Here is a 20,023-nt window from a genome sequence, read left to right on the forward strand (position 1 = left end):
GGTTCACCTCCTAACTAGCGTATTTATTTTCAAGGCTTGATGATACCGTAGCTTTCATAGGTTTTAGAAGCATATCAATATCTTCAAAGATGTTGTGTACGGAAATCATATTGAGATTGCCATAGACGTCATAGTATAGGCATTGACCAGAGATCATATTGTCAATCCATTCGAGATTGCTTTCAGTGACTTCGAGATTGACGTGTTTTAGAATATCTTCTCGTTCAGACTTTTCATAAAAAGCAAAAATAGTCCCAAATCCAGTTGTATCATCGTCATTTTCTGCATCATGTACAGATTGAGTAATCAGTGCCAAGGTATTATTTTTGGAGCGTCCAATCCGACGCATATTTTTGATAACGGCTTTTCCTTCTGCCGACTTCATAAGAATCCATGCTTCATCAAAGAACTCAATGGTATCTTCATTTTCATTTCGTTCTCCAAAGTGGGTACAGAAGGCACCCAGCGCAAACATGAGAGCGATAGAGTTGCGTTCATGATCTGAAATTTTTGTGGAATCGTCTTTTGGTAGTTTGAGGTTATTGACCTCTAGGATGGTCACTCGTGACTCGTAGTTAAGTCCTTGAGTGGTTCCATCTGAAAAGGCTAGTTCCAAGATAGAGTTCGTCACAATTGATGTCAGATAACGACCAACTGAAGCAATTTCAGAGGAAGTAGAGTCTCTCAGAACTTTTAGGACGTGTTTAAATCCGACCTTCTCACCAGCGACTCGTTTTTCTACAATCGCATTAATAGCTTCTGTGATAGCTGTTTTCTGGTCCATCGTGACATCATCTACAGCTTGTAGTAAAAACTCAAGCATGTTTTTTGCGACCTCTACAGCTTGTTCTTTATCTAGAACAACAATAGGATCTAAGACTCCGTGGTTTGATGGAAGTGAGCTATCTAGTGTCACAAAGTTAAAGTTCTCTATCTGTTTCTTGCGTTCAGGATAGAGACGTGCAAATTCAGGTGAGTTGATCACTTCTTGGTAGTGATTTCTAAGTTCACGTTTAGGGTCAATATAAAGTGTCTTGACATTCTGTAAAGCCACACTTAAGAAGATGATCTGGGCAAGGAAGGATTTTCCTTGACCTGTTGCCCCCGTAATAATGATGTGTGGGTTCTTGGTAATCTTTCCAGCGATATCTTCCTTATTTCCCACTGTCGCATTGTAGAGGACGATGTTCTTTGAGGAATCAATGGCTTTTGCAATATTGTCCCAACGGCCTGTCCAGTTATCTACTCGGCCGATATACCAACCGATACGGTTTCCAGAAGAGGTATTGGTGAAGGGCATGAGTTCTGAAAATCCACGAGCTGTGACCATATGTGTCCAGGTGCGAGTTTTCTTTTGGAGGTTTTCTCCATAGAGCAGCGCTTGAAATAGATAAGGTCCGTCTTGAGAGGCCTCACTGATTTCAACGCCCATATCATCAAAGTAGTTCAAAACCACTTGTCGTCTTTGACGGAGTTGGTTCACACTAGAAGCAGAGATAATCAGATAGGCTCCATATTCGATGATATCTTCCTTGTTTCCGACTTTCTTCATTAAGTCCTTTAGGGAGATGGAACCCATGATAATCTCGTCTTGTTGGACAGTATCTGTATTTTCTGCCTCTTCCATGATGTTTCTGTAACGTGTATTCGATCGTCCCATTCGACCCTTGATTTTACCTGTATCAATAAATTCTGCCTTGATTCGTAGCTCTACAGGAAAGTTCAAACGTTGGATAAATTCGCCTAGGTGAAAGCCGTTGAATTGAACAGGAAATTTACCAACCGGAAGAATCGTCACAAAGGAAGATCCATAAGGGCTTTCTAGCTTGAGGAAGCCACCTTTTAGAACTTTGATCAAGGTGTCTGTGATATTGAATTGAGCACGATTAGCTAGCACCTCTTTCTTGTAGTGAGGGATATAGCGGAGGTACTGCATCCGCTGGTAATAAAAGAGTTCTTCATTAGATAACCGTTTTGCCCGAAGGACGGAGAAGGCTTGGAAAATAGTGAATTCATCACTTTTATAGTCTTCATACCAAGTGGGACTTAATTCATATTCATAGCCAAGGCCCTTTGCGATTTTTTCTGAGAACTCATTAAAGCTCTCATAGGCCAAGTCTTTAACGGTAGCTCCGTGATTTTGTTTGCGTAAAGTCACTCCTACTACCCAGTCAAACTGATATGGAATTTCCATTTCATCTGTTAGGCGATCCACTGTGTAGAGAAGCAGTTCTTCTCCTAGTTCACGACTGTCATCTGCTAGAGCATCTGAAAAGTCCCGCATTTTCTCTTCTAAGAGATAGTCTTTAGGGATCAGAGATATTTCAAAGAACTTGTTTTTCTGGAGCTTCTTCATCATTTGAGCAACAGTGATTTTATGTTTGCCCTTTTTTTCATCATCCGTAATGGTGATGGGAGTATTTGGAATACGGTAATACGCAATGACTGTTTGATCTTTTTTGAGAGCTAGATTTTCATGTGTTTCCCTAATAGGATAAGTTAAAGTAATACTCATAGGTCCTCCTTTTCTATAGATTTGTTTTTTCAAAGACAATTTCTTCTACAGGCTCTATTCGATCTTCGTGGTAGATAGCTTTTTTGTTTAGCTTAAAATCCCAGAAGTAAATCAGGTAATCTCCGATAAAGACGTGCATCTTTTTACCGTGAGGCTCGTATTCAGTATAGAACTTGGCCAATTTGTAAGGGAGATACCAATAGAGCAAGAGAGAAATTGAGTGAGTGATTTTTGCGAGTGGCACAAAGATAAATCCTCCAAAGAGTAACATGGCCACAAAGACGATGATAAAGACAATGAAAAAGGACAACTGCATAGGTGTCGCAAAGTACCATAGTCGAGTGCCCTTTTTTGTCTTGATTTCTTGGATCCAATAAGGAGCATTTAGGCCCTTACTGTAATCATAAAGTCTTTCTTCATTCATACTTAAAGTCCTGATTCAATACCGAAGAGTCGTAGGAACCAGCCGACTGCTTTTAGGATATCTTGTCCTTTCGCAATTGAAACAATAACGGCATAGAAACCAACGACAGAGAAGAGTTGAAGCCAAGAACTGTTCCGCCAAGCCTTGATTGCCAAGAGCACGGCAATAGCTGTTAGGATCCAAATTCCATCACCCTGAAGGAAGGTTCGTAGATTGTTTGTATTCATAGAGTTCTCCTATTCTTTATCATTTGCATAATTCAGTGGAATGGTGTGTTCTAGTTTTGAGACATAGTAGGTCTTTTCTTTTTCTGATAGAGTAAAGGTGAAGTTTTCCGAGTGAGTGGTACCTCCAACTTCAAAGGTGGCTTGGACATAAGCGATTAAATCATCACCGTCCTGTTTGAGATAAGTGTAGTCGATCGTTTTGAAAGTGCTATTTGCGATGATATCCACATCCTTAGCAATCAGATTGAGGTTGTCTTGGTTAGTAGTATAGTTGGTGAAAAAGACCTTGAGGAACTTTTCAACCTTCTTACGCTGAGCATCTGAAAAGTGGTCATTAGCGGTTAGTTGAAGCTGATCGTCTTCACTAAAGTGTCCAGCTTGTGAGGATTCAATGGCAGAAAACCAAGGAAGGCCAGAAATATAATATTTCCCATCTTTTTCATCAAATGGAATATTGAAACCTGTCACGATTTCTTTTTCTTCCGTGTTATTGTCCCGACGGATGATTTCCTTGTATTTAATCTTATAGGTCGCAACCTTTCCTTCTACAGTCACTAACTGAGAATAGAGGAGTTCACTAGGATTTCGAACTTGACCTTGAGCTTTCACATCAGGAATGAAGTTGTAAAAGCTATTTAAGTATTCCACTTGAGCTTGTTGTTTATCCCCTTCTTGTGGAAGAGTGAAATAGGCATAGACGTAGTCATTCAAGTAGTACTGGAGTTTGTAGTCATATTTTCTACTAGACTCCATTGGCTGTGCCTTTTGTTTTTTAGTAGCCTCCACTTGAGCTTGTAGTGCTCCGACTTTATTTGATAGTGTGATAGCACGAAGAGATCCCAAGAGACCAACAAAAAGGAGGAAAGAAATTCCTCCTATGACTGCAATATTGACGGTCTTTTTATTGGTGACTTTTAGCTTTGGTGGGCCTCCTTTTTTCTCCACCTTTTTGAAGTGTGAGAGATATTCTTTTGCTTGAAGCAAATAGCGTTTGGCTTTATCCATAGATCCTCCTTTTAGAGACTAGAAAGTTCAATGAGCTTTGAACCTTTTGCATAGAGGCGCTTATTGGCTTTTTCGATCTCACCGTTAATGTAATAGTAGCCTCGCAACTCAGTTTGGAGTTGTTCGATCAAGTCAGGTTTTAGGCCTTTGGCTTCTTCTTTTTTTAGGAGACTATTTAATTCTCCAGCCTTGGTCCAAGCCTCTCTGTGATCTTTCTTTTTAAGTAATTCTCCCAGTTCATTCGTGACTTGAGAGACTTTCTTTTCAAAAATAGTTTTAGTAGCCATTTCAATTTCCTTTCTAAATGTTTCTTGATTGTCTTTGATGGTCTTTTGGATATAAGTAATGAGTGAGGGGCGCATTTTTTTATTTACACTCAATACTTGACCATCTAAGGTAAAACAGGCATGTTCATAGTCATAAAAACCTTTCGCATCCGGTAGCTTCTCGGTAGATCTTCCAGCACATTCATAGTAGAAGTTCTTGCCTTTTCGTAAGAGAATGTACATATGCCAGAATTCTTGTTCTGGAAGAAGCAGAAAGTCTGCTTGATAAATCTTCTTCAGCATCTCAAGAAGCCTCAAGCAAATCATCGTATCCTAGAGCTTGGTAGATAAAATCTGAATCAAACCAGAGCCAGTCATTGATTTGTCCTTCTGTTGGCGTATCACCAGAGAAGATATCTTCACAAATGACGGTTAGAGTATCCACTCCACCACGTTCACGGACGGTGTTCAAGGTGGTTAGTCCACCAGACCAAGCTTTAAAGTTTTCTAGTGAATTGATTTGAACTTTGTATTCCATATAGCTTTTCCTTTCTAGTGTTCATAGTGTTTATTAGCTTTGAGAAGTCGTAACATGGCTTTCCCTCTATCTGTTATTTCTCCACTGTTTTGAATCATCTTCATGTATTCTGTTTGCAGGATTTTATCTGCTTCAGTGACTAGTGCAAGGGAGTTAGCAACTTGATAGGTCAGCCAGCGAATCGTTCTCTCAATACTATAAGGTTGTGGGTTGGTTGAGAGTTTCAAGGGTTCGACTCCTCCAAAGAGTTTTTGCCATTTTTCATCGGGTTTATAGGCTCCAAATCGAGTGAGACCATCATAGACTTGAATTTCTTTATTGACGATACCTCGTGCAATTTCTCCGAGGTCTACACCATTAATGTATTCCTCCACAATGCCTTGAGCTTTCTGATCTGAAAACCGCAATTCATAGCGATTCCAGATACCAAAAATCTCCAAGGATTCATCCAAGGAGATATTTTCCATTCGAGCTATTTCATAGCGCTTTTCATAAAAGTTGAAGTAGAGTTGACTTTGACGGCTCCCAAAGTAAATGGACAAGCCATGATTCGCTTCCATGTCTTCATTATCTGTAAATGATCCACCACCCGTGATATTCCATTTCTTGATCGTGTCTAGGACAATCTCTTTGGAATAGAGTTTATCAATCAATTTGGGAATTTGAATTTGTTCATCCTCGTGACCGTAACCCTTATAGAGTTCATCCAGAGCAATATCGAGCCGTTTCACCCGAACATCCTCATAGGAATAAAGAATGTTTTGAAGAAAGATCTGCCAAGTGATTCCTTTGTCTTCTAGAAGCAATTCCAACTCACGGCATCCTTGACCAGATAGCTGAAGACAAGTTTGGTAGTCATTGGTCACAGACTTATCAAAGAAATCAAAAATCCAGATGTTTCCTCGTTGCCATAAGTGGGTATAGTTCATAAGACGGGTTTCTTGGTCTGTAAATTCACTTAGGTGACAGTGAAGGAAGTTTTCACAGAAAGCGTCTAAATCCTTTAATCTCGGAAAGGTCAATCGTAGATAGTCGATCTGAGCCCGAAGACTGTTTTTATCGCAGTCTTGATAGTAACCGAGTCTTTCTTTTAGTTCTCTAAACTTATCAATCGTCAGTCCTCTTTCGCCTGTTTCATAAGAGCGATAGGTTCTTGTAGGGAGATCAACAGCTTGTGCAAATGCTTTTTGACTAAGTCCTGTTTGTTTTCTGAAATTCTTAATATGAAAAGGACTAATTTTGTCCATTCATCGCAACACCTCTTTCTAACAAAGTGACACACTTTTTTGACGAAAGTGACACACTTCATAAAAATTGAAAACCCAACTCCCATAAGGAATGAGGAGGGGTGGACTTGGCGTTTTTGCCAAATGTAACCCCCCTATTAGAAAACGGGGGTTGAAGTTTCATCATGGCCTAGAGACTTCGGGCTACGGTCTGCGCCTGACCTGCGGTCAGGCTTGCCCTTGCCCTTGTCCTAGCCCATGATGAACAATCGTCGCTTCAACTGCTTTTGGATAAGACCTGCGTCCTCCCTCTTCAAATTGAGCGAGGATTTCAAGAAGAAGTTTTTCTTGAAAAGGATCCACTAGAATAGCGGATACAGTCCGTTCAAAGATGATCCCTTGTTCTGTTAAGAGATAGATAATCTTGCGTAAGGTTGGCATTTTAAGATTTTGTTCGTCCGCAAATTCCTTGAGTGGTCTCTTGTTTGATTTGTTTTCTATAGCCTCCTCTTCCTCTATAGGATCAATTGTTTTAACCGTTGGTTTATATTCTTCAAATACTGAGAATTCTTCTCCTTCAAACTCGGTGATGGGAATTTTAGAGTAGGCATCATAGAAGGAAAAACCTTGATCAAGCGGTACATAAGGAGAGAAAAACTCACCAGCCAGCTCACCGTTGTTTGCGATATAGCCCCGTCCTTTGACCTTGACTCCATTAATTTCATCTAGCTTTTTGAACTCTTTGGTTTTATTAGCATCTCCAAACATCATGTCATATCCTGTTGATTCTAAATGACCGACGGAGAGACGCTTCATAAAGTTATCCCGAAGAGCCGTTTTAATAAATTCACCATCAGGCCGTTGCATAGCAAAGATGATAAAGACTCCAGCTTGACGGCCTTCTAGAACTAACTGGGAGAGGTATTCCATTAGTTCTGACTGTTGGCTATAGTCACGATCGATCTTTGCCATAAGAGCTGCCCACTCGTCCACAAGAATGAATTTTGGTTTCATGTCATAATGAGTAAAATTCTTTCCAGCTTGGAATTTTGGCGAAGTAGACATTAATTCATAGCGTTTTTCCATAAACTCTACATTCTCTTTAAAACAGTTAATGATATCTTCCTTACTAGTGTAAACCCGACCATGAAAGACTGGAATTTTCTTTAATCCAGCCAGGTCCGAATTCTTTGGATCACAGATATCAACAAAGCCGATTTTAGCTAGTGCATAGATAATCGTCATGAGAACAACGGTTTTACCTCCACCTGTTCCACCGCCAATGAGAAGATGAGGTTCTTCAATATAATCCCAAGATACATCTTTCATAAGCTGGAGTTTTGAGCCTTTGACTTTGACTTCATCAATTGTGATTCGGCTATCAATTCGGTTAATAGCAATTTCATATTTGATAAAGCGATTATCAAAGGTTTTATTGCGAAAATCTCCGTTAAACATGACTTCAAGCGTGGCTCCAAGGTTGAGAAAGCGATCTTGAAATTTATTCCCTTCTAGAATGAAGCTCACTTCAATCTTGTAGCGAGACTGTTTGACATACACTTGAGGCAAGGTGATTTTTTCAATGATCTTGTTCTCACGCTTGACCTTTTTAACCAAATAGAGGTTATTCTCTAGCAAAAAACGAGAGAGAATTCGAAGGCTGTTTAGCTTTTGAAAGAAGAGCACTTTCCTATAGCAAACTCGATTGATAAACCAAGATAAGATCAAAGAAAAGATAAATCCAGCTCCTAGAAAATACCCTTGAGGCAAGGGATGAACTTTTAATTCTTCAATATGTAAGTAGCTGTAGTAACTAATAGACAATAAAAAAGGAAACCACCAGATAAACCATGTGATTCCCTTTAGTTTACGATGAAAAGCGTGAACTCTTTTCCCTCGATAGGTAAAGAGTTTCATGATGTATCACCTCCTAGTTTTCCTTCTTATTTTCTACTGGTTTGTTTTCTTTAGTTGGTGTACCTCCAGCTTTTTTCTTGATCTTAGAAGCAAAGAGCTTATAGATATCATTGCGATTGACATGGGTATGCGTGATAACAATATCTTCTAGTTCAACCTCTTCTCGGTATTTAATGCCTAGGTCTTCAATTTCAGACTCTGACATATCTGCGATAGTGAAAAAGAGGGTTTCATGCTGAACAGAAGAGTGAATCCCTACGACAATTCCACGGATCTCACCTGTATTGACTTGGACAAATGATCCATCAGGATTACGTTGTGAGCGATCCACTTCAAAGATGATATCAGGACCTTCAATGCCTCGGAAAGACAGTTTTCCAAGTACTGCTGGGACATCTAGTCCATCTGTAATGACACGATACGTCTTGTCAGCAATTTGTAGTTTTTCTCCGTAGTTTAATCCAATTTTAGCCATGTGATTTTCTCCTTTTATTTCTTATTTTTTGATTACCAATTTTTCCGCAAAGACATTGAGATAAGGTGCAACAGTATTGCCATTTAAAGCAGTGTCTGGGAAAAAGATTGGGTTAACAGTTTCTACTAGAGCATCTTCTGGGAAAACTGTTGTAGAGGCTGGTGTAATGACATGAAAGGCACCGTGCTCTGCGCTGTTTAGAATGTGACGTTGGTATTTGCCTTCTTTTCTAAAAATAAATTTAGGAGCATCTCCTAAACGTTCGTAGTAAGCAGGGCCAATAAATTCTGGTTTCATTTTAAGTGTTTCTGAGATCATAAGATTTTCCTTTCTGAGTGTAAAATAAAAAGAGTTAAGCTAGTTGCTTCACTCTTGAGTAATAGTGGGTAAATAATTTGCGTTTAAACATGCGACTATAAAGATCAATATCACCATGAGCATAGCCATTCCTACGAGCATCTTGAACTAGATGATCTAGATCTACTTGAGCCTGAGCATAAAGTTTGGCCTGTAGTTTATCAGATTCACTAAACATACCATAGGTAAATTCATAGTTATCATAGAGTCGTTTACATTGTAGTGCGAAAAAAGTTTGTCATATCATTCTCCTTTATTGTAATAAGTAAAAAAGCTACTAAGTGAAAAAAGGAAAGAACTTAGTAGCTTGAGAGTAGGTCTATCGAAAGATAGACAGCAGTAAAGAAAAGTTATTTGGTTGGAAAGATCCCTCTTTCCACGGTGGCAACGTTTAGCAAGGTGCTTTGCGTCAATTACCATCGCTTTCCCAGCCAATCTCTTTAGGTAGTCATCATCATACCCAAGAGATTCTCTTACGCCCTTTGGCGAAGCCAGTTCACTTTACTATTCGGAAAAGTGCGAAAGTCCGAAATGCGTGGAAGCCCACAAGAATTGATTCTTGTTTTTCTATCTTCACTTCAACCATAAAACGGACTTGACTTTTCTTATCAAAACATTTACAATAAAGGTACGAAGTTTATGTGTTGTTCTGATGATCAGTCCTCTGGTTGTCAGACGCACTTTTTATTTAATTGTCAATGATCTAAACCTTCTAAAATAAGGTTATTATTTTTAGAAGATATATACTCTTTCGAATATATTTATATTATATACTCGATTGAGTATATTGTCAAGAGATTATTGCAAAATATTTTAAAATTTTTTGAGGAATTAAAAATGGGATTTCCAGAACGATTAAAAGAACTCCGTTTGAAAAAAGGATTGACACAAAAGGAAATTGCGGAAGAATTTGGTATCAAGCAACCTAATTATCAGCAATGGGAAAGTGGAAAAAGAAAACCATCGTCTAAAACTTTAGAGAAATTTGCGAATTTCTTTGGAGTTACGATGGACTACCTTGCGGGAAATGATGAAGAATTAGATAATGTAGAACTGCTTTTTCGTATGAATTCAAAAGGTTTAACTGATGAAGAAAAGGAGATCTTCAAGAAAGAGTTAATCGAATTTATGGAAGAACGGAAAAAAGCTTTTAGTAGAAAGAAATAAAAACAAACATCGTTTTTGATGTTTGTCATCATTCTGAGCTTCTGAAATCTAACATTTCAGAAGCTTTTTTCTTGTCATAAAATGGCTGCAACTATTATTATTCAATACTTATTATCTCTATTTGTTAAAATAATTAATGATTAAGTAGTGGTCCGCTAAGATGAAATTCAAAATTTGTAACATCAACTAAACCAATAACTTTGTCACTTTGATATAATTCCATCAAAAATTGTGCCATCTCTTCACTTGTGTGATATTTAGCAAAATGCTCATCATAATCATATTCTTTAGAATCTGTAGCAACTTGACCGAATTCCGTTTTTGTGGCAGCTGGAGCTAAAACCTTAGCTTTTAATTGATGTTGATTTGCCTCTAGTTCCAATGCCAAGCCTTCTGTAAAAGCACTGACATAAAATTTACTTGCACAGTATGTAACTGCATTTGGAACCATCATGTATCCGCCTCTAGATGATAAGTTAATCAATTGAGCGCCTTTACAATCTTTATAATCTCTCACATATAGAGTTGATAGAATTGTTAAAGCTTCAATGTTTAGATGGATTAATGTTATTATCTTTTCTAAATCTTGAGATTCAACCTTATCATAATTTCCAAAACCAGCATTATTTATTAGAGTAGTAATGTGATATTTTTTCAAGCTTTCATAAAGAGCAAAAACATTACTGGACTTCGATAAATCAACAACTTTAATAACAACATCTAAATCCGGATAATGGTTCAAAATCTCTTGCTTCAATTTTTCTAGTCGTTCTTGACGCCGAGCAATTAAAATAAGATTCGTTCCTAATTTTGCAAATTGTCTTGCTGTCTCCGCTCCTATACCAGCACTGGCTCCAGTAATACAAGTATAATTCTTCGTTTGTTCCATACTATTTTCTCCTTTACAGATTGCTATTTGCATTTTTTATAAGAGTCGCTGCTCCCATCAAGGTTCTTGACAGCCTTATCACTAAGCCCCTCTGGAGCTCTCTATTCCTTCAAACCAATTTTTCGTCTATATGGTATTACCTCCTCTCCTAGCTTTATATCAAATTCCTTTGATGCTATGTATTTTACATAGTAAAGTGCACTTTATGTCAAGAGAAAACTGAAAATTTTTTGATTTTTTAAAAATTATGCTAAAATAATAAAAAAAAGGGGGGGAAATATTATGGCTCACTATTCTATTGGAGAATTTGCTAAAAAAACTGGACTTTCTATTTCCACACTTCGATACTATGAGCAAGAAAAATTGATTTACTCACATAGAGAAGAAAATAATCGTAGATACTATGATGACTCTGATATAGCGTGGGCTCAATTCATTATTAGATTAAAAAAGACGGGAATGTCTATTAAAAATATGCAAGAATACGCCGACCTAAGATATAAAGGAGACTCCACAATTCCTCAACGACTTAGACTACTATTTTTTCAACTTGATGAACTTCATAAGCAACAAACTGAAATTAACCAACATATTGATTTTCTTGAAAAGAAAATTAAAACTTATTTAGGTATTAATCCTAATTAGCACCATTATTATTTTCTTTATCCAAAAAAGAGATTGAAGAAAGTTACCCAAAATGGACTTTTTCTTAACTCTGAAAAGTGGACAATCGTCTACTTTTTTTATATAATTAACTCAACCAAATCGGTTTAGTTTTGTAATTTGTACTTAAAGGAGGTATCATTCTTTGGATGAATTGTATACAAGAATAAGTAAGGCTACAAAGCATGTGTTATACCAGTACATGAAAGATAATGATATTTCATTACTAAATTATAATTTCAATTACTTTTTTCAACATTGTATTCAGAAATATCAGATTCAAGTGATTAGTCACCACTTCTCGAATCACAAGATTGAGGGATTAACTGTTATAGATGAATTAGGTATTAGTTTTTCTTATGAGAAGGATAATCCTATTGTTAAGCAAAATTTTACTATGTGTCATGAGCTTGGACATTTTATATTAGAGCATGAAGGTAATTATTTTGCAGAATCTATTGATAATCAGGAAAATATACTAGAACGTGAAGCGAATATATTTTCAGCTGTAGTATTAATGCCTGACATTGTTTTGTTATCTAAAATTTATTATAGTTGTGACACCTTTCAACACATTCAAAATAGTCTGGATGTTTCAAAGCAGGCATTGTTCTTTCGCCTTTTAGATCTTCTTAGAGAGTATTATCCTGAACAAGAAAGTACCCTTAAGCAGGCTATCGATGCTTATATCGATGGACAAAATGCCACATTACTCCTTTTGTTTCACGGTATCAAAGAACAGATTATAAAGGAGTTTAACAACTACCAGACTTCTCTAATAAAGAAAATTGAACAATCTGTGAACAAAAGAGGCTTCGTTACTAGTCAAGAGTATCCTGAACTTTTAAATCAAAAGAATTGGAAAACCATAAAGGATTGTCATGACAATCTAAGAGTATGGCTCATTTATGATAGAGGGAAATCAATAGCTTATGTTTGGGATAAAAATAAGCTAACAGAAAAAGAGGCAAAACAAAAAGCTGAATTGAAACTACTGTTAATGTGAGGTAAGTGATGTATCAACCAGAAAAACTAAAAACTCGTAGAAAAGAATTGAAATTAACACAAAAGGATATTGCAGATCAATTGGGTATTAGTTATCAAGCTTATTCCGCATGGGAGCGTGGAGTAAAACAACCATCTAAAGAAAAAGTAAAGCAGTTAGAGCAGATTCTAGATGTCCCAATAGGTTATTTTACAGAGCTTGAATTCGTTCGGCTATATAATGCACTATCAGATGAAGGAAAAGATCAAGCACTTAGCTATATCAAAAAAATAGTTCAGAAAGAACAATGTAAGAATGTTATTTCAATAGCAGAGAAACTATACGAATACCACGTTTACGAAAAAATGTCGGCTGGTATCGGTTCATCAGTTTATAATGATCAGGACTATGATACTGTTTATTTTGATGAAGAACTAGCTCATGACTTTGCTTCATGGGTATCTGGAGACTCGATGGAGCCCAAATATAAAAATGGTTCTGTTGCTCTCATTCGTGAAACAGGATTTGATTATGATGGTGCAGTTTATGCCGTAGTCTGCAATAGCCAGACCTATATTAAACGAGTTTATCGTGAGGAACATGGATTAAGATTAGTTTCTATCAATCCAAAATATCAAGATATTTTTCTTTCATATGATGAAGATCCACGAATTGTGGGGATTGTCGTTGGAAACTTTAGGCCAACAGTTGATTAAAATATTTAATTTACAAATAATTACTAAATGTGGCTCATAAGAATCCTCAAGAAATTGAATAAAAATAGTTAGAATAGTATGAAATCAATAATACATACTATTCTAACTATGGTAGTGTAAAATAAGTTGTGTAAACACAAAATTATTGACAGTATCTAAAGAATTAAAGTTATGTAAACTCTAGTTTCCCAGAGGTACGTGACCGTCTTTCCATATATTTTAAAAGAATATATGCTACTAGAATGAAAGAAAAACCTAAGGTTAACTCTTCATAAATTAGTTTATTATATTCTGAAAGACTATTCCCTTCAATTAAACCTTGAGCAATCTGAATAGACCTTGTCAAAGGTAATATTTTAGAAAACCACTGGAAAATATAAGGCAATTTACTAACTGGAAAATTAGCTCCAGTAAAAATCAACAACAATCGACTGACTAAATTCAATATAAGATTTGTTTCACTTGTTATTAAAATAAAGCATGAAAAAATATATCCAAAACTCATTGCAACGAAAGAAGATAGGAAAAGAACACCAATAAACGATGAAATCAATTCTAAATTCCAATTAATTCCCAAGATCAAACTCACTAATACCACGCCTATAGTTACAGAAATCATACTAGTAACCATTGTGCTAATTGCACTAGAAAATAGGATCGAGCTTAACTTTGTTTTTGAAGCAATTAGAAAACTCAATGTTCCATTATTTTTTTCATCCATCAGTTGTGTGCCTACACCAAACAAAGCTCCAAAAGATGCTATTAGTATCGCATTTCCAATCATCCATTTTTGAATATAATCAGTTCCGTAAATATATCCAGCAACCAAGGAGAAAAGCAATGTTTGTGAAACTGGGGGAATTAGATCGAACATCATATAAGTTTTCCAATCCGACATCACTGAGGATTGTTTATAAGAAAAGATGATCCTTCTGAAAAATCTAAAAATGCTTTCCATTTAATATACCTCCAAAGTTGCGTCAATTCTACTTTTTTTCTCTATACTAATAAATGCAAAGTAAGCAATTATAAAATTAAATACGGTAAGTAAGGAGAGAATTGATATAACAATAAATATCTCCTTTGAATTCCCACCGTATACAGCAAGTTTAAAGCCCTCCATTACCCATGTTGGAGATAAAATATATGAAATCCACTTTATATATTGGTTTATAAAATCTAAAGGGAATACCATCCCTGTTATTAAAAGTAACGGATACTCTATTAAGTTCATTAACAAACGTGCACTTCTTGATAAGGTAAATACTGAACACATTAGCATTCCTATACTAACGAAGGTCAATATTGCTAAGACAATCACAATTACTAATAAGCTATAAATCTTAACAGCCATTATGCGACCAAATAATATCATTACAAAAAATACATTCAACAAAAATGCTATTACTCCCCAAAGACTGTTACCAAGTAATTTACCCAAAATAATCTTTTTAAAACCTGACGGTGACGTGAATAAAATAGGTAACGTTCCTAAATACTTTTCTCTGTTTATATCTGCAGCTGATGAAAAACAAATAATGGTCCAAAATGAAGATAGAGAGGTTCCCAAAATAGCATATAAAGTAAATTCTTGATTGGATTTATTACTATACATTAGACCTAAGAGGACAGCGTTACACAGAGGATTTAAAAATAGACAATAGCGAAACATACTTCTAGCAATTGCTTGCTTCATGTGTACAATAGCACTAGCAAAAATAACTTTCATACTTACGACTACCTCACTAAATGTAAATAAATATCTTCCAGAGTTACATCTATCTCTTTTTGTTCTTTTACTTTATCTTGAAGAATTTTTGTTCTCTCTTCATCCGAAATTAATGATGCAATTTCTGGTAATGTGCCACAGGTTACAATTTCTCCATGATTAATAATTGCAATTCTATCACAAAGTTCCTCAGCTTCAGCCATATAATGGGTTGTTAAAAGAATAGTTTTTCCTTTTTTAGCCAACTCTTTTATTATATTTCTCAATTCAAGAGCTCCAACTGGATCGAGACCAATGCTTGGCTCATCCAAAAAAATTATCTCTGGATCATTTAATAATGCGCGAGCGATTTGAAGCCTTTGTTTCATACCTTTAGAAAAAGTTTCAACTCTGCGTTTTCCTACATTGCCTAAACCTACTAATTCAAGAAGTTCAGGAACTAATTCCAATTGTTTTTTTCGAGAAATCTTATATAAATCTGCGAAATAAAACAAATTATCCTCGGCAGAAAGTCTAAAATATAAACTTCTTTCTCCTCCAAAAATGAAATTTATTCTCTCGCGAATTTTTTGCTCATCTTTATAGATATCAAATCCAGATATTTCTACTTCACCTGATGTAGGAAGAAGCATTGTTGAAAGGATTTTTATTGTAGTTGACTTGCCTGCACCATTCGGACCAAGTAATCCAAAAATCTCTCCTCTCTGTATTGAAAATGAAATACCTTTTAATGCTTCGAAAGCCTCCCCCGTATCTCGAATAGAAAAAGTTCTTTTTAAATTTTTTACGCTAATTACCATTTTAGACTTCCTTTCAGTTTTCATTTATTGTACAATAAATGAAACTAAGTAAACTTTTTGTTGGGAAAACGGGAAAAATATGAAATCAAAACTTGGCATTACACTTAGAAAAGTTCGTAAAGGGAAACAAATGAGTATTTGCTCTCTAGCAGATGAGTATCTATCTAAATCACAAATATCTCGTTTTGAACGAGGGGAATCAGAAATATCCTGCGCTCGACTTATCAATATATTAAATAAATTACACATTACATTGGACGAATTTCTTATTTTACATGACAAAGACTACCCCCAAACTGAGTCATTTGCAAACTTGGTACACTATATCCGTAAACAATATTCTGTACAAAACTTTGACAAGATAAAAACTTTACTTTCAAATTCCTCAAATTACACTTTAAATCATTTTGAAAGAACGATGGTAAAATCCATTCTACACACCGTGGATTCCAATATTTTTCCAACTGATGAAGAATTACTTCAACTGACAGATTATCTTTTTAAGGTTGAGAAATGGGGTTACTATGAAATCATATTATTAGCTAACTGTGTGCGAACAATTAACTACAAATCTTGCTACTTACTAACAAAGGAAATGTTAAACAATCACATCTTTTCTTCTTTAAATAAAACAAATAAACGAATTGTTTCTCAACTTGCCATAAATTGTTTCATTCTTAGTATCGATAAAGAAGAATTTTCAAATTGCTCCTATTTAATTGATAAGATAAAGGAGTTGCTAGATAACGAATTAAACTTTTATGAACAGACAGTTTTCCTCTATGCAACTGGTTACTATGAATTTAAGCTTCAATCAAGTACTGGAATCGAAAAAATGAAACAGGCTATAAAAGTTCTAGATATTTTAGGTGAAGACAAGTTAAAACTACACTATACTGACCATTTTAATAAATTGGTAAACAGAGAATAAGTGAAACTATAATCGATCTTTTAACGTTTTATTAATCAGAAAGGCTCAATAAAATAGCGATTCAACTATATTTTACTGATACTTCCACTATCAGACTAACTACTTGATAGGACTATTTTTTATTCTAGATAGATATCTCCTTGGACATTGTAATATATGTGTTTATGTGTATCGAGAATCTTCACAAATGTTTCTAACCTTCGAGCTAGTTCCTCATACTCATCAAGATAACATCCTAGCTCCTCTTGCAATACTCTTATTTCTTCAGTCACTTGTTCTAGTGTAATGGATTCTGTTAAACTCCGTTTTGAAAAGTCATACTTTGCTAATTTTCGACTGCAATGATATCAAGACCTAAAGAATCTTAAATTAAGTCTTTCTTTCATATGATGAAAATCCGCGAATAGTAAGAATTATTGTTGGTAATTTTGTACCAATAAAACTCTAACAACATTTTATTTACGTTTATTTTCTATTTCTGATGATTATGTAATAGAGGAATGTAGATATCATTTACATGGAAACTCTATACGCCAACCCCTTAAATATTTAGATAAATTACAAATATTACAGAAATATTTCAAAAAACACTTGACAATATGTAATTTCGTAATATAATAGTGTGTATCAAATGAAGTGAGGTATCATGATGATGAAAAAATGGACAAGTTTAGCACTTCTAGGATTAGCTTCTGCAAGCCTACTCGTAGCTTGTGGTTCAAAAAAAGAGGAGAGCAAATCCTCTGCCAAAGAAGCACAAACAACGGTGAAGTCTAGTCAGAAAAAAGCAAAAGCATCTTCTGGAAAGAAAGAGACAAAAACTGCTGAAGCTAGTGCCGCTTCTAGTGCAACAACTACTGCACCAACACAAGCGCAAGCTCAAACACCAACGCAACCAAGTCAAGGTAACAGTGCTAATCAAGCTGGAACCACAACTTCTAAATCTGATCCGAAAACAGGTTATGGCGGTTGGGAAGCCACTTCTGGTACTTTGGAGTTGTTAAAAGATACCCCTGTCTATGCTTCACCTGATAAAAGCAGCGGTGTTGCTTATGTACAACCTCAAGCAAACATTGAGTGGGACAATTACATGTACGAAAACGGTGAGTGGTGGTACAGCTTTGTTCAAAAAAATCGTGACCAAGAAGTTCGATATTACATTGCTTATTCAGATGTAGGCTATTGATAGAAAAAGAGAGGGCCATTACACACCAATTTTATTTGTAACAGGGCTTAATGAAGATTTTGATTATAGCAAATACACTGATTTCCGTGTTTCCCTTACAAAATAAAAACATATTCAATGCTCTTAAAATTAACAACACCCCAAAAGTTAGATTTTCCATCTATCTTTCAGGGTGTTTTTTATATCCTAATTAAGTATGAAATTAAAACTTCATAGCTCTGTTTCTACTTATATTGTTGAAGTGCTTTATTATATGCTTCACTACTTTTTTGGTAATATTCATGTTCTATTCCTGATATATCGACTGTAATGGTACCATCCTTAACTTTATATTTAGTGGCACCTTCTCCTGATAAATGGAAGGTGTTATTTTCTTGATCAATTATAAAGCTATATATTTTTTAATCTAGTTCAAAAGAAAGTTGTTCTTTATTTAACATCTTAGACCTTCTTTCTATAAAAACTAGGTCAAGCATACCAGATAAAGCTTGGAGCTTTTATCACAAGAAAAAGACTCCGAAGAGTCTTCGCATTACTTATGCAATTCTTTATTACTCAATGTATGAAAAATCCCCCACAGAAGAATATTTACAATGATAAACAGCAATATTTCCACTAAATTAAAGTCTATCAAATTCCGTGACCGCATTGCCACCATAGCTTGGGAGTAGGGATAGATTAAAGATAATTTATCAGATACAAAAATCATCATAAATCCTACGAAAGTACCAATAGAACCAATTCCCACAGATTTACTAAATACACGAGTTTTAGCTGTCACAAAAAACTGTACTGCCATCATACTAATTGTTCCAAAAATCCCCAATAAATCCCACTTAAGGTAGGTGAACAAATTAGAAATTTCTAAATGAATTAGGTGAGCACTGACATAAAAAATACCAAACAAGAACAACTGTAAAACAGCAATAAACAAGATAATTACTATTTCTTTTGCCAACAATAATTTCCCAAGACTGACATTATTAGCTCTGAGAAATTCAATATTTTTCCTATCAAACTCTTTTCCTAACATCATGGCTACATAAATGCTGACCAAAATCGGAAAGAAAAGCTGGCTATAATAGAAGGTCAATTGTCCCCATAAAACAGGCACTTTTTCACTTTCTGCAACCATAGAATAAGCTGCACCTAAGTAAATACCAAGACCAATCAGGCTACAAAAAGCTAAGAAGAAAATACCAATCATCAACATGGAAAATTTTTGGGTTTTCCGCCATTCTACTGATAGATAAGACATCATAGCTTGCCTCCTTTCTTTTCAACTAGATAGAGAGATAAGAAGAGATAGATTAGGGCTATTGGCAAATATGTAAAGAGTTTAAATCCTAGGTTTGTCGCCAAAACATAACTCACTTGACTGGCGACTTTCTGGTAATCCACCAGAGACAGATATGCTATACCACCAAATGGGAAAATCAGCTGTAGAAAAGCTGTTGCATGACCAAATCCAACTCCAAGAAATCCTCCGAAAATCCCTAATGCCATTATCAATGCCTGCTTTTTCAGTAAAAACTGCAAAGTCAAAAACAGACAGGTTAAGACAAAAGATGCTAGCAAGAAAATGACGATTTGCCAGAGGATTAGGCTAACAGGCATTTCTAGACCAGAAAAGTTTGCAATCAACTGGACTACTACTCCCTCCAAAATAGCGAGAAAGGTCAAAACGAACATAGTCAGGCCAAGCTTACTCAGAAAGATATGCAGTGCATTTTCACCATTTGCCAAAAGTAGTTTGAAAGTGTTGCCCTCCTTTTCGTTCTTGACAATCCGGGATACAAAGAGAGCAATCACGATAGGGAGAATCAAGCCATTTACTTCTTTTATCATATAGAAAATTAGGTTAATCTGGTGCATGTTTGGATTACTTAGGTAACGTGTAGCGGCTGCAATTGCCCAAGCAAATCCGACTCCCATAACTAGTATGCTAATGAAGAAGGATTTGGTTCGTTTTGCCTTGAGCAATTCAATAGACAAATTATTCAACAT

23 protein-coding genes and 1 pseudogene are annotated in these 20,023 nt (G+C 35.7%); 6 read left to right on the plus strand and 18 right to left on the minus strand.

All coding sequences use genetic code 11. The features are described from left to right. Positions 1–10: 10 nt before the first annotated feature. The 11 genes from HMPREF9186_RS04900 to HMPREF9186_RS04950 all read right to left on the minus strand — a co-directional run bounded on the left by HMPREF9186_RS04900 (position 11) and on the right by HMPREF9186_RS04950 (position 9,128). Positions 11–2,515, minus strand: a complete 2,505-nt coding sequence (locus HMPREF9186_RS04900; protein WP_009731703.1) for an ATP-binding protein — start codon at positions 2,513–2,515, stop codon at positions 11–13. A gap of 13 nt (positions 2,516–2,528) precedes the next feature. Continuing rightward, positions 2,529–2,939 (minus strand): conjugal transfer protein, encoded by a 411-nt coding sequence (locus tag HMPREF9186_RS04905; RefSeq protein WP_006149323.1) that lies wholly within the window; start codon positions 2,937–2,939, stop codon positions 2,529–2,531. A 2-nt stretch (positions 2,940–2,941) separates the two neighbouring features. Next, positions 2,942–3,166, minus strand: a complete 225-nt coding sequence (locus tag HMPREF9186_RS04910) for a TcpD family membrane protein (protein WP_001095596.1) — start codon at positions 3,164–3,166, stop codon at positions 2,942–2,944. Positions 3,167–3,175: 9 nt separating this feature from the next. Continuing rightward, positions 3,176–4,171: a conjugal transfer protein gene (locus HMPREF9186_RS04915; RefSeq protein WP_009731704.1), complete on the minus strand. Its 996-nt coding sequence runs from the start codon at positions 4,169–4,171 to the stop codon at positions 3,176–3,178. Positions 4,172–4,182: 11 nt separating this feature from the next. Further along, the gene (locus HMPREF9186_RS04920; protein ID WP_009731705.1) at positions 4,183–4,740 is read right to left on the minus strand and encodes a hypothetical protein; all 558 of its coding nucleotides are present in this window, start codon (positions 4,738–4,740) and stop codon (positions 4,183–4,185) included. Position 4,741: 1 nt separating this feature from the next. After that, a complete protein-coding gene (locus tag HMPREF9186_RS04925) occupies positions 4,742–4,975 on the minus strand; it encodes a hypothetical protein (RefSeq protein WP_000456042.1) in 234 nt (77 codons plus the stop codon). 14 nt (positions 4,976–4,989) lie between these two features. Further along, on the minus strand, positions 4,990–6,222 hold the full coding sequence (locus HMPREF9186_RS04930) for a replication initiation factor domain-containing protein (RefSeq protein ID WP_009731706.1): 1,233 nt from the start codon (positions 6,220–6,222) through the stop codon (positions 4,990–4,992). A gap of 207 nt (positions 6,223–6,429) precedes the next feature. Next, positions 6,430–8,118: an FtsK/SpoIIIE domain-containing protein gene (locus tag HMPREF9186_RS04935; protein ID WP_009731707.1), complete on the minus strand. Its 1,689-nt coding sequence runs from the start codon at positions 8,116–8,118 to the stop codon at positions 6,430–6,432. 13 nt (positions 8,119–8,131) lie between these two features. Beyond that, positions 8,132–8,593 carry a hypothetical protein gene (locus HMPREF9186_RS04940; protein ID WP_009731708.1) on the minus strand — a complete coding sequence of 154 codons (462 nt, stop codon included), beginning with the start codon at positions 8,591–8,593 and terminating at the stop codon, positions 8,132–8,134. A gap of 21 nt (positions 8,594–8,614) precedes the next feature. After that, a complete protein-coding gene (locus HMPREF9186_RS04945; protein ID WP_009731709.1) occupies positions 8,615–8,911 on the minus strand; it encodes a hypothetical protein in 297 nt (98 codons plus the stop codon). 34 nt (positions 8,912–8,945) lie between these two features. Next, positions 8,946–9,128 carry a hypothetical protein gene (locus tag HMPREF9186_RS04950; protein ID WP_009731710.1) on the minus strand — a complete coding sequence of 61 codons (183 nt, stop codon included), beginning with the start codon at positions 9,126–9,128 and terminating at the stop codon, positions 8,946–8,948. Between the two features lie 659 nt (positions 9,129–9,787). Here HMPREF9186_RS04950 and HMPREF9186_RS04955 point away from each other — a divergent pair. After that, on the plus strand, positions 9,788–10,117 hold the full coding sequence (locus HMPREF9186_RS04955; RefSeq protein WP_009731711.1) for a helix-turn-helix domain-containing protein: 330 nt from the start codon (positions 9,788–9,790) through the stop codon (positions 10,115–10,117). A 133-nt stretch (positions 10,118–10,250) separates the two neighbouring features. On the opposite strand, the gene HMPREF9186_RS04960 is transcribed toward HMPREF9186_RS04955, so the two are convergent. Continuing rightward, the gene (locus tag HMPREF9186_RS04960) at positions 10,251–11,006 is read right to left on the minus strand and encodes an SDR family NAD(P)-dependent oxidoreductase (RefSeq protein WP_009731712.1); all 756 of its coding nucleotides are present in this window, start codon (positions 11,004–11,006) and stop codon (positions 10,251–10,253) included. A 282-nt stretch (positions 11,007–11,288) separates the two neighbouring features. On the opposite strand from HMPREF9186_RS04960, the gene HMPREF9186_RS04965 reads away from it, so the two are divergent. From HMPREF9186_RS04965 to HMPREF9186_RS04975, 3 genes are all read left to right on the plus strand, one after another. Continuing rightward, a complete protein-coding gene (locus tag HMPREF9186_RS04965) occupies positions 11,289–11,651 on the plus strand; it encodes a MerR family transcriptional regulator (RefSeq protein WP_009731713.1) in 363 nt (120 codons plus the stop codon). A 163-nt stretch (positions 11,652–11,814) separates the two neighbouring features. Continuing rightward, complete coding sequence (locus HMPREF9186_RS04970) at positions 11,815–12,675, plus strand: ImmA/IrrE family metallo-endopeptidase (protein WP_009731714.1); 861 nt, start codon at positions 11,815–11,817, stop codon at positions 12,673–12,675. Positions 12,676–12,683: 8 nt separating this feature from the next. Next, complete coding sequence (locus HMPREF9186_RS04975; protein WP_009731715.1) at positions 12,684–13,370, plus strand: helix-turn-helix domain-containing protein; 687 nt, start codon at positions 12,684–12,686, stop codon at positions 13,368–13,370. Positions 13,371–13,539: 169 nt separating this feature from the next. Here the strand turns inward: HMPREF9186_RS04975 and HMPREF9186_RS04980 are convergent, their stop codons facing one another. From HMPREF9186_RS04980 to HMPREF9186_RS04990, 3 genes are read right to left on the minus strand one after another with little or no spacing between them, the layout of a single operon-like run. Further along, on the minus strand, positions 13,540–14,328 hold the full coding sequence (locus HMPREF9186_RS04980; protein ID WP_009731716.1) for an ABC transporter permease: 789 nt from the start codon (positions 14,326–14,328) through the stop codon (positions 13,540–13,542). Continuing rightward, the gene (locus HMPREF9186_RS04985; protein ID WP_009731717.1) at positions 14,329–15,099 is read right to left on the minus strand and encodes an ABC transporter permease; all 771 of its coding nucleotides are present in this window, start codon (positions 15,097–15,099) and stop codon (positions 14,329–14,331) included. Positions 15,100–15,107: 8 nt separating this feature from the next. Continuing rightward, positions 15,108–15,899, minus strand: coding sequence for an ABC transporter ATP-binding protein (locus HMPREF9186_RS04990; RefSeq protein ID WP_009731718.1), 792 nt, complete (start codon positions 15,897–15,899; stop codon positions 15,108–15,110). Positions 15,900–15,978: 79 nt separating this feature from the next. On the opposite strand from HMPREF9186_RS04990, the gene HMPREF9186_RS04995 reads away from it, so the two are divergent. Beyond that, positions 15,979–16,830 carry a helix-turn-helix domain-containing protein gene (locus HMPREF9186_RS04995; RefSeq protein ID WP_009731719.1) on the plus strand — a complete coding sequence of 284 codons (852 nt, stop codon included), beginning with the start codon at positions 15,979–15,981 and terminating at the stop codon, positions 16,828–16,830. Between the two features lie 119 nt (positions 16,831–16,949). Here the strand turns inward: HMPREF9186_RS04995 and HMPREF9186_RS11110 are convergent. Next, positions 16,950–17,168 (minus strand): annotated as a pseudogene (locus HMPREF9186_RS11110) (helical hairpin domain-containing protein); the annotation flags it as partial. A gap of 308 nt (positions 17,169–17,476) precedes the next feature. Between HMPREF9186_RS11110 and HMPREF9186_RS05000 the strand changes: the two are divergent. Then, positions 17,477–18,016 carry a hypothetical protein gene (locus tag HMPREF9186_RS05000; protein WP_232198427.1) on the plus strand — a complete coding sequence of 180 codons (540 nt, stop codon included), beginning with the start codon at positions 17,477–17,479 and terminating at the stop codon, positions 18,014–18,016. A gap of 532 nt (positions 18,017–18,548) precedes the next feature. On the opposite strand, the gene HMPREF9186_RS05005 is transcribed toward HMPREF9186_RS05000, so the two are convergent. Both HMPREF9186_RS05005 and HMPREF9186_RS05010 read right to left on the minus strand, forming a co-directional pair. Continuing rightward, positions 18,549–19,277, minus strand: coding sequence for an ABC transporter permease (locus HMPREF9186_RS05005; protein WP_006149384.1), 729 nt, complete (start codon positions 19,275–19,277; stop codon positions 18,549–18,551). Next, a complete protein-coding gene (locus tag HMPREF9186_RS05010) occupies positions 19,274–20,023 on the minus strand; it encodes an ABC transporter permease (protein WP_009731722.1) in 750 nt (249 codons plus the stop codon). The genes HMPREF9186_RS05005 and HMPREF9186_RS05010 overlap by 4 nt, the downstream gene beginning before the upstream one ends.

The sequence above is a fragment of the Streptococcus sp. F0442 genome, from assembly GCF_000314795.2.
In the GTDB taxonomy this organism is placed as follows: Bacteria; Bacillota; Bacilli; order Lactobacillales; family Streptococcaceae; genus Streptococcus.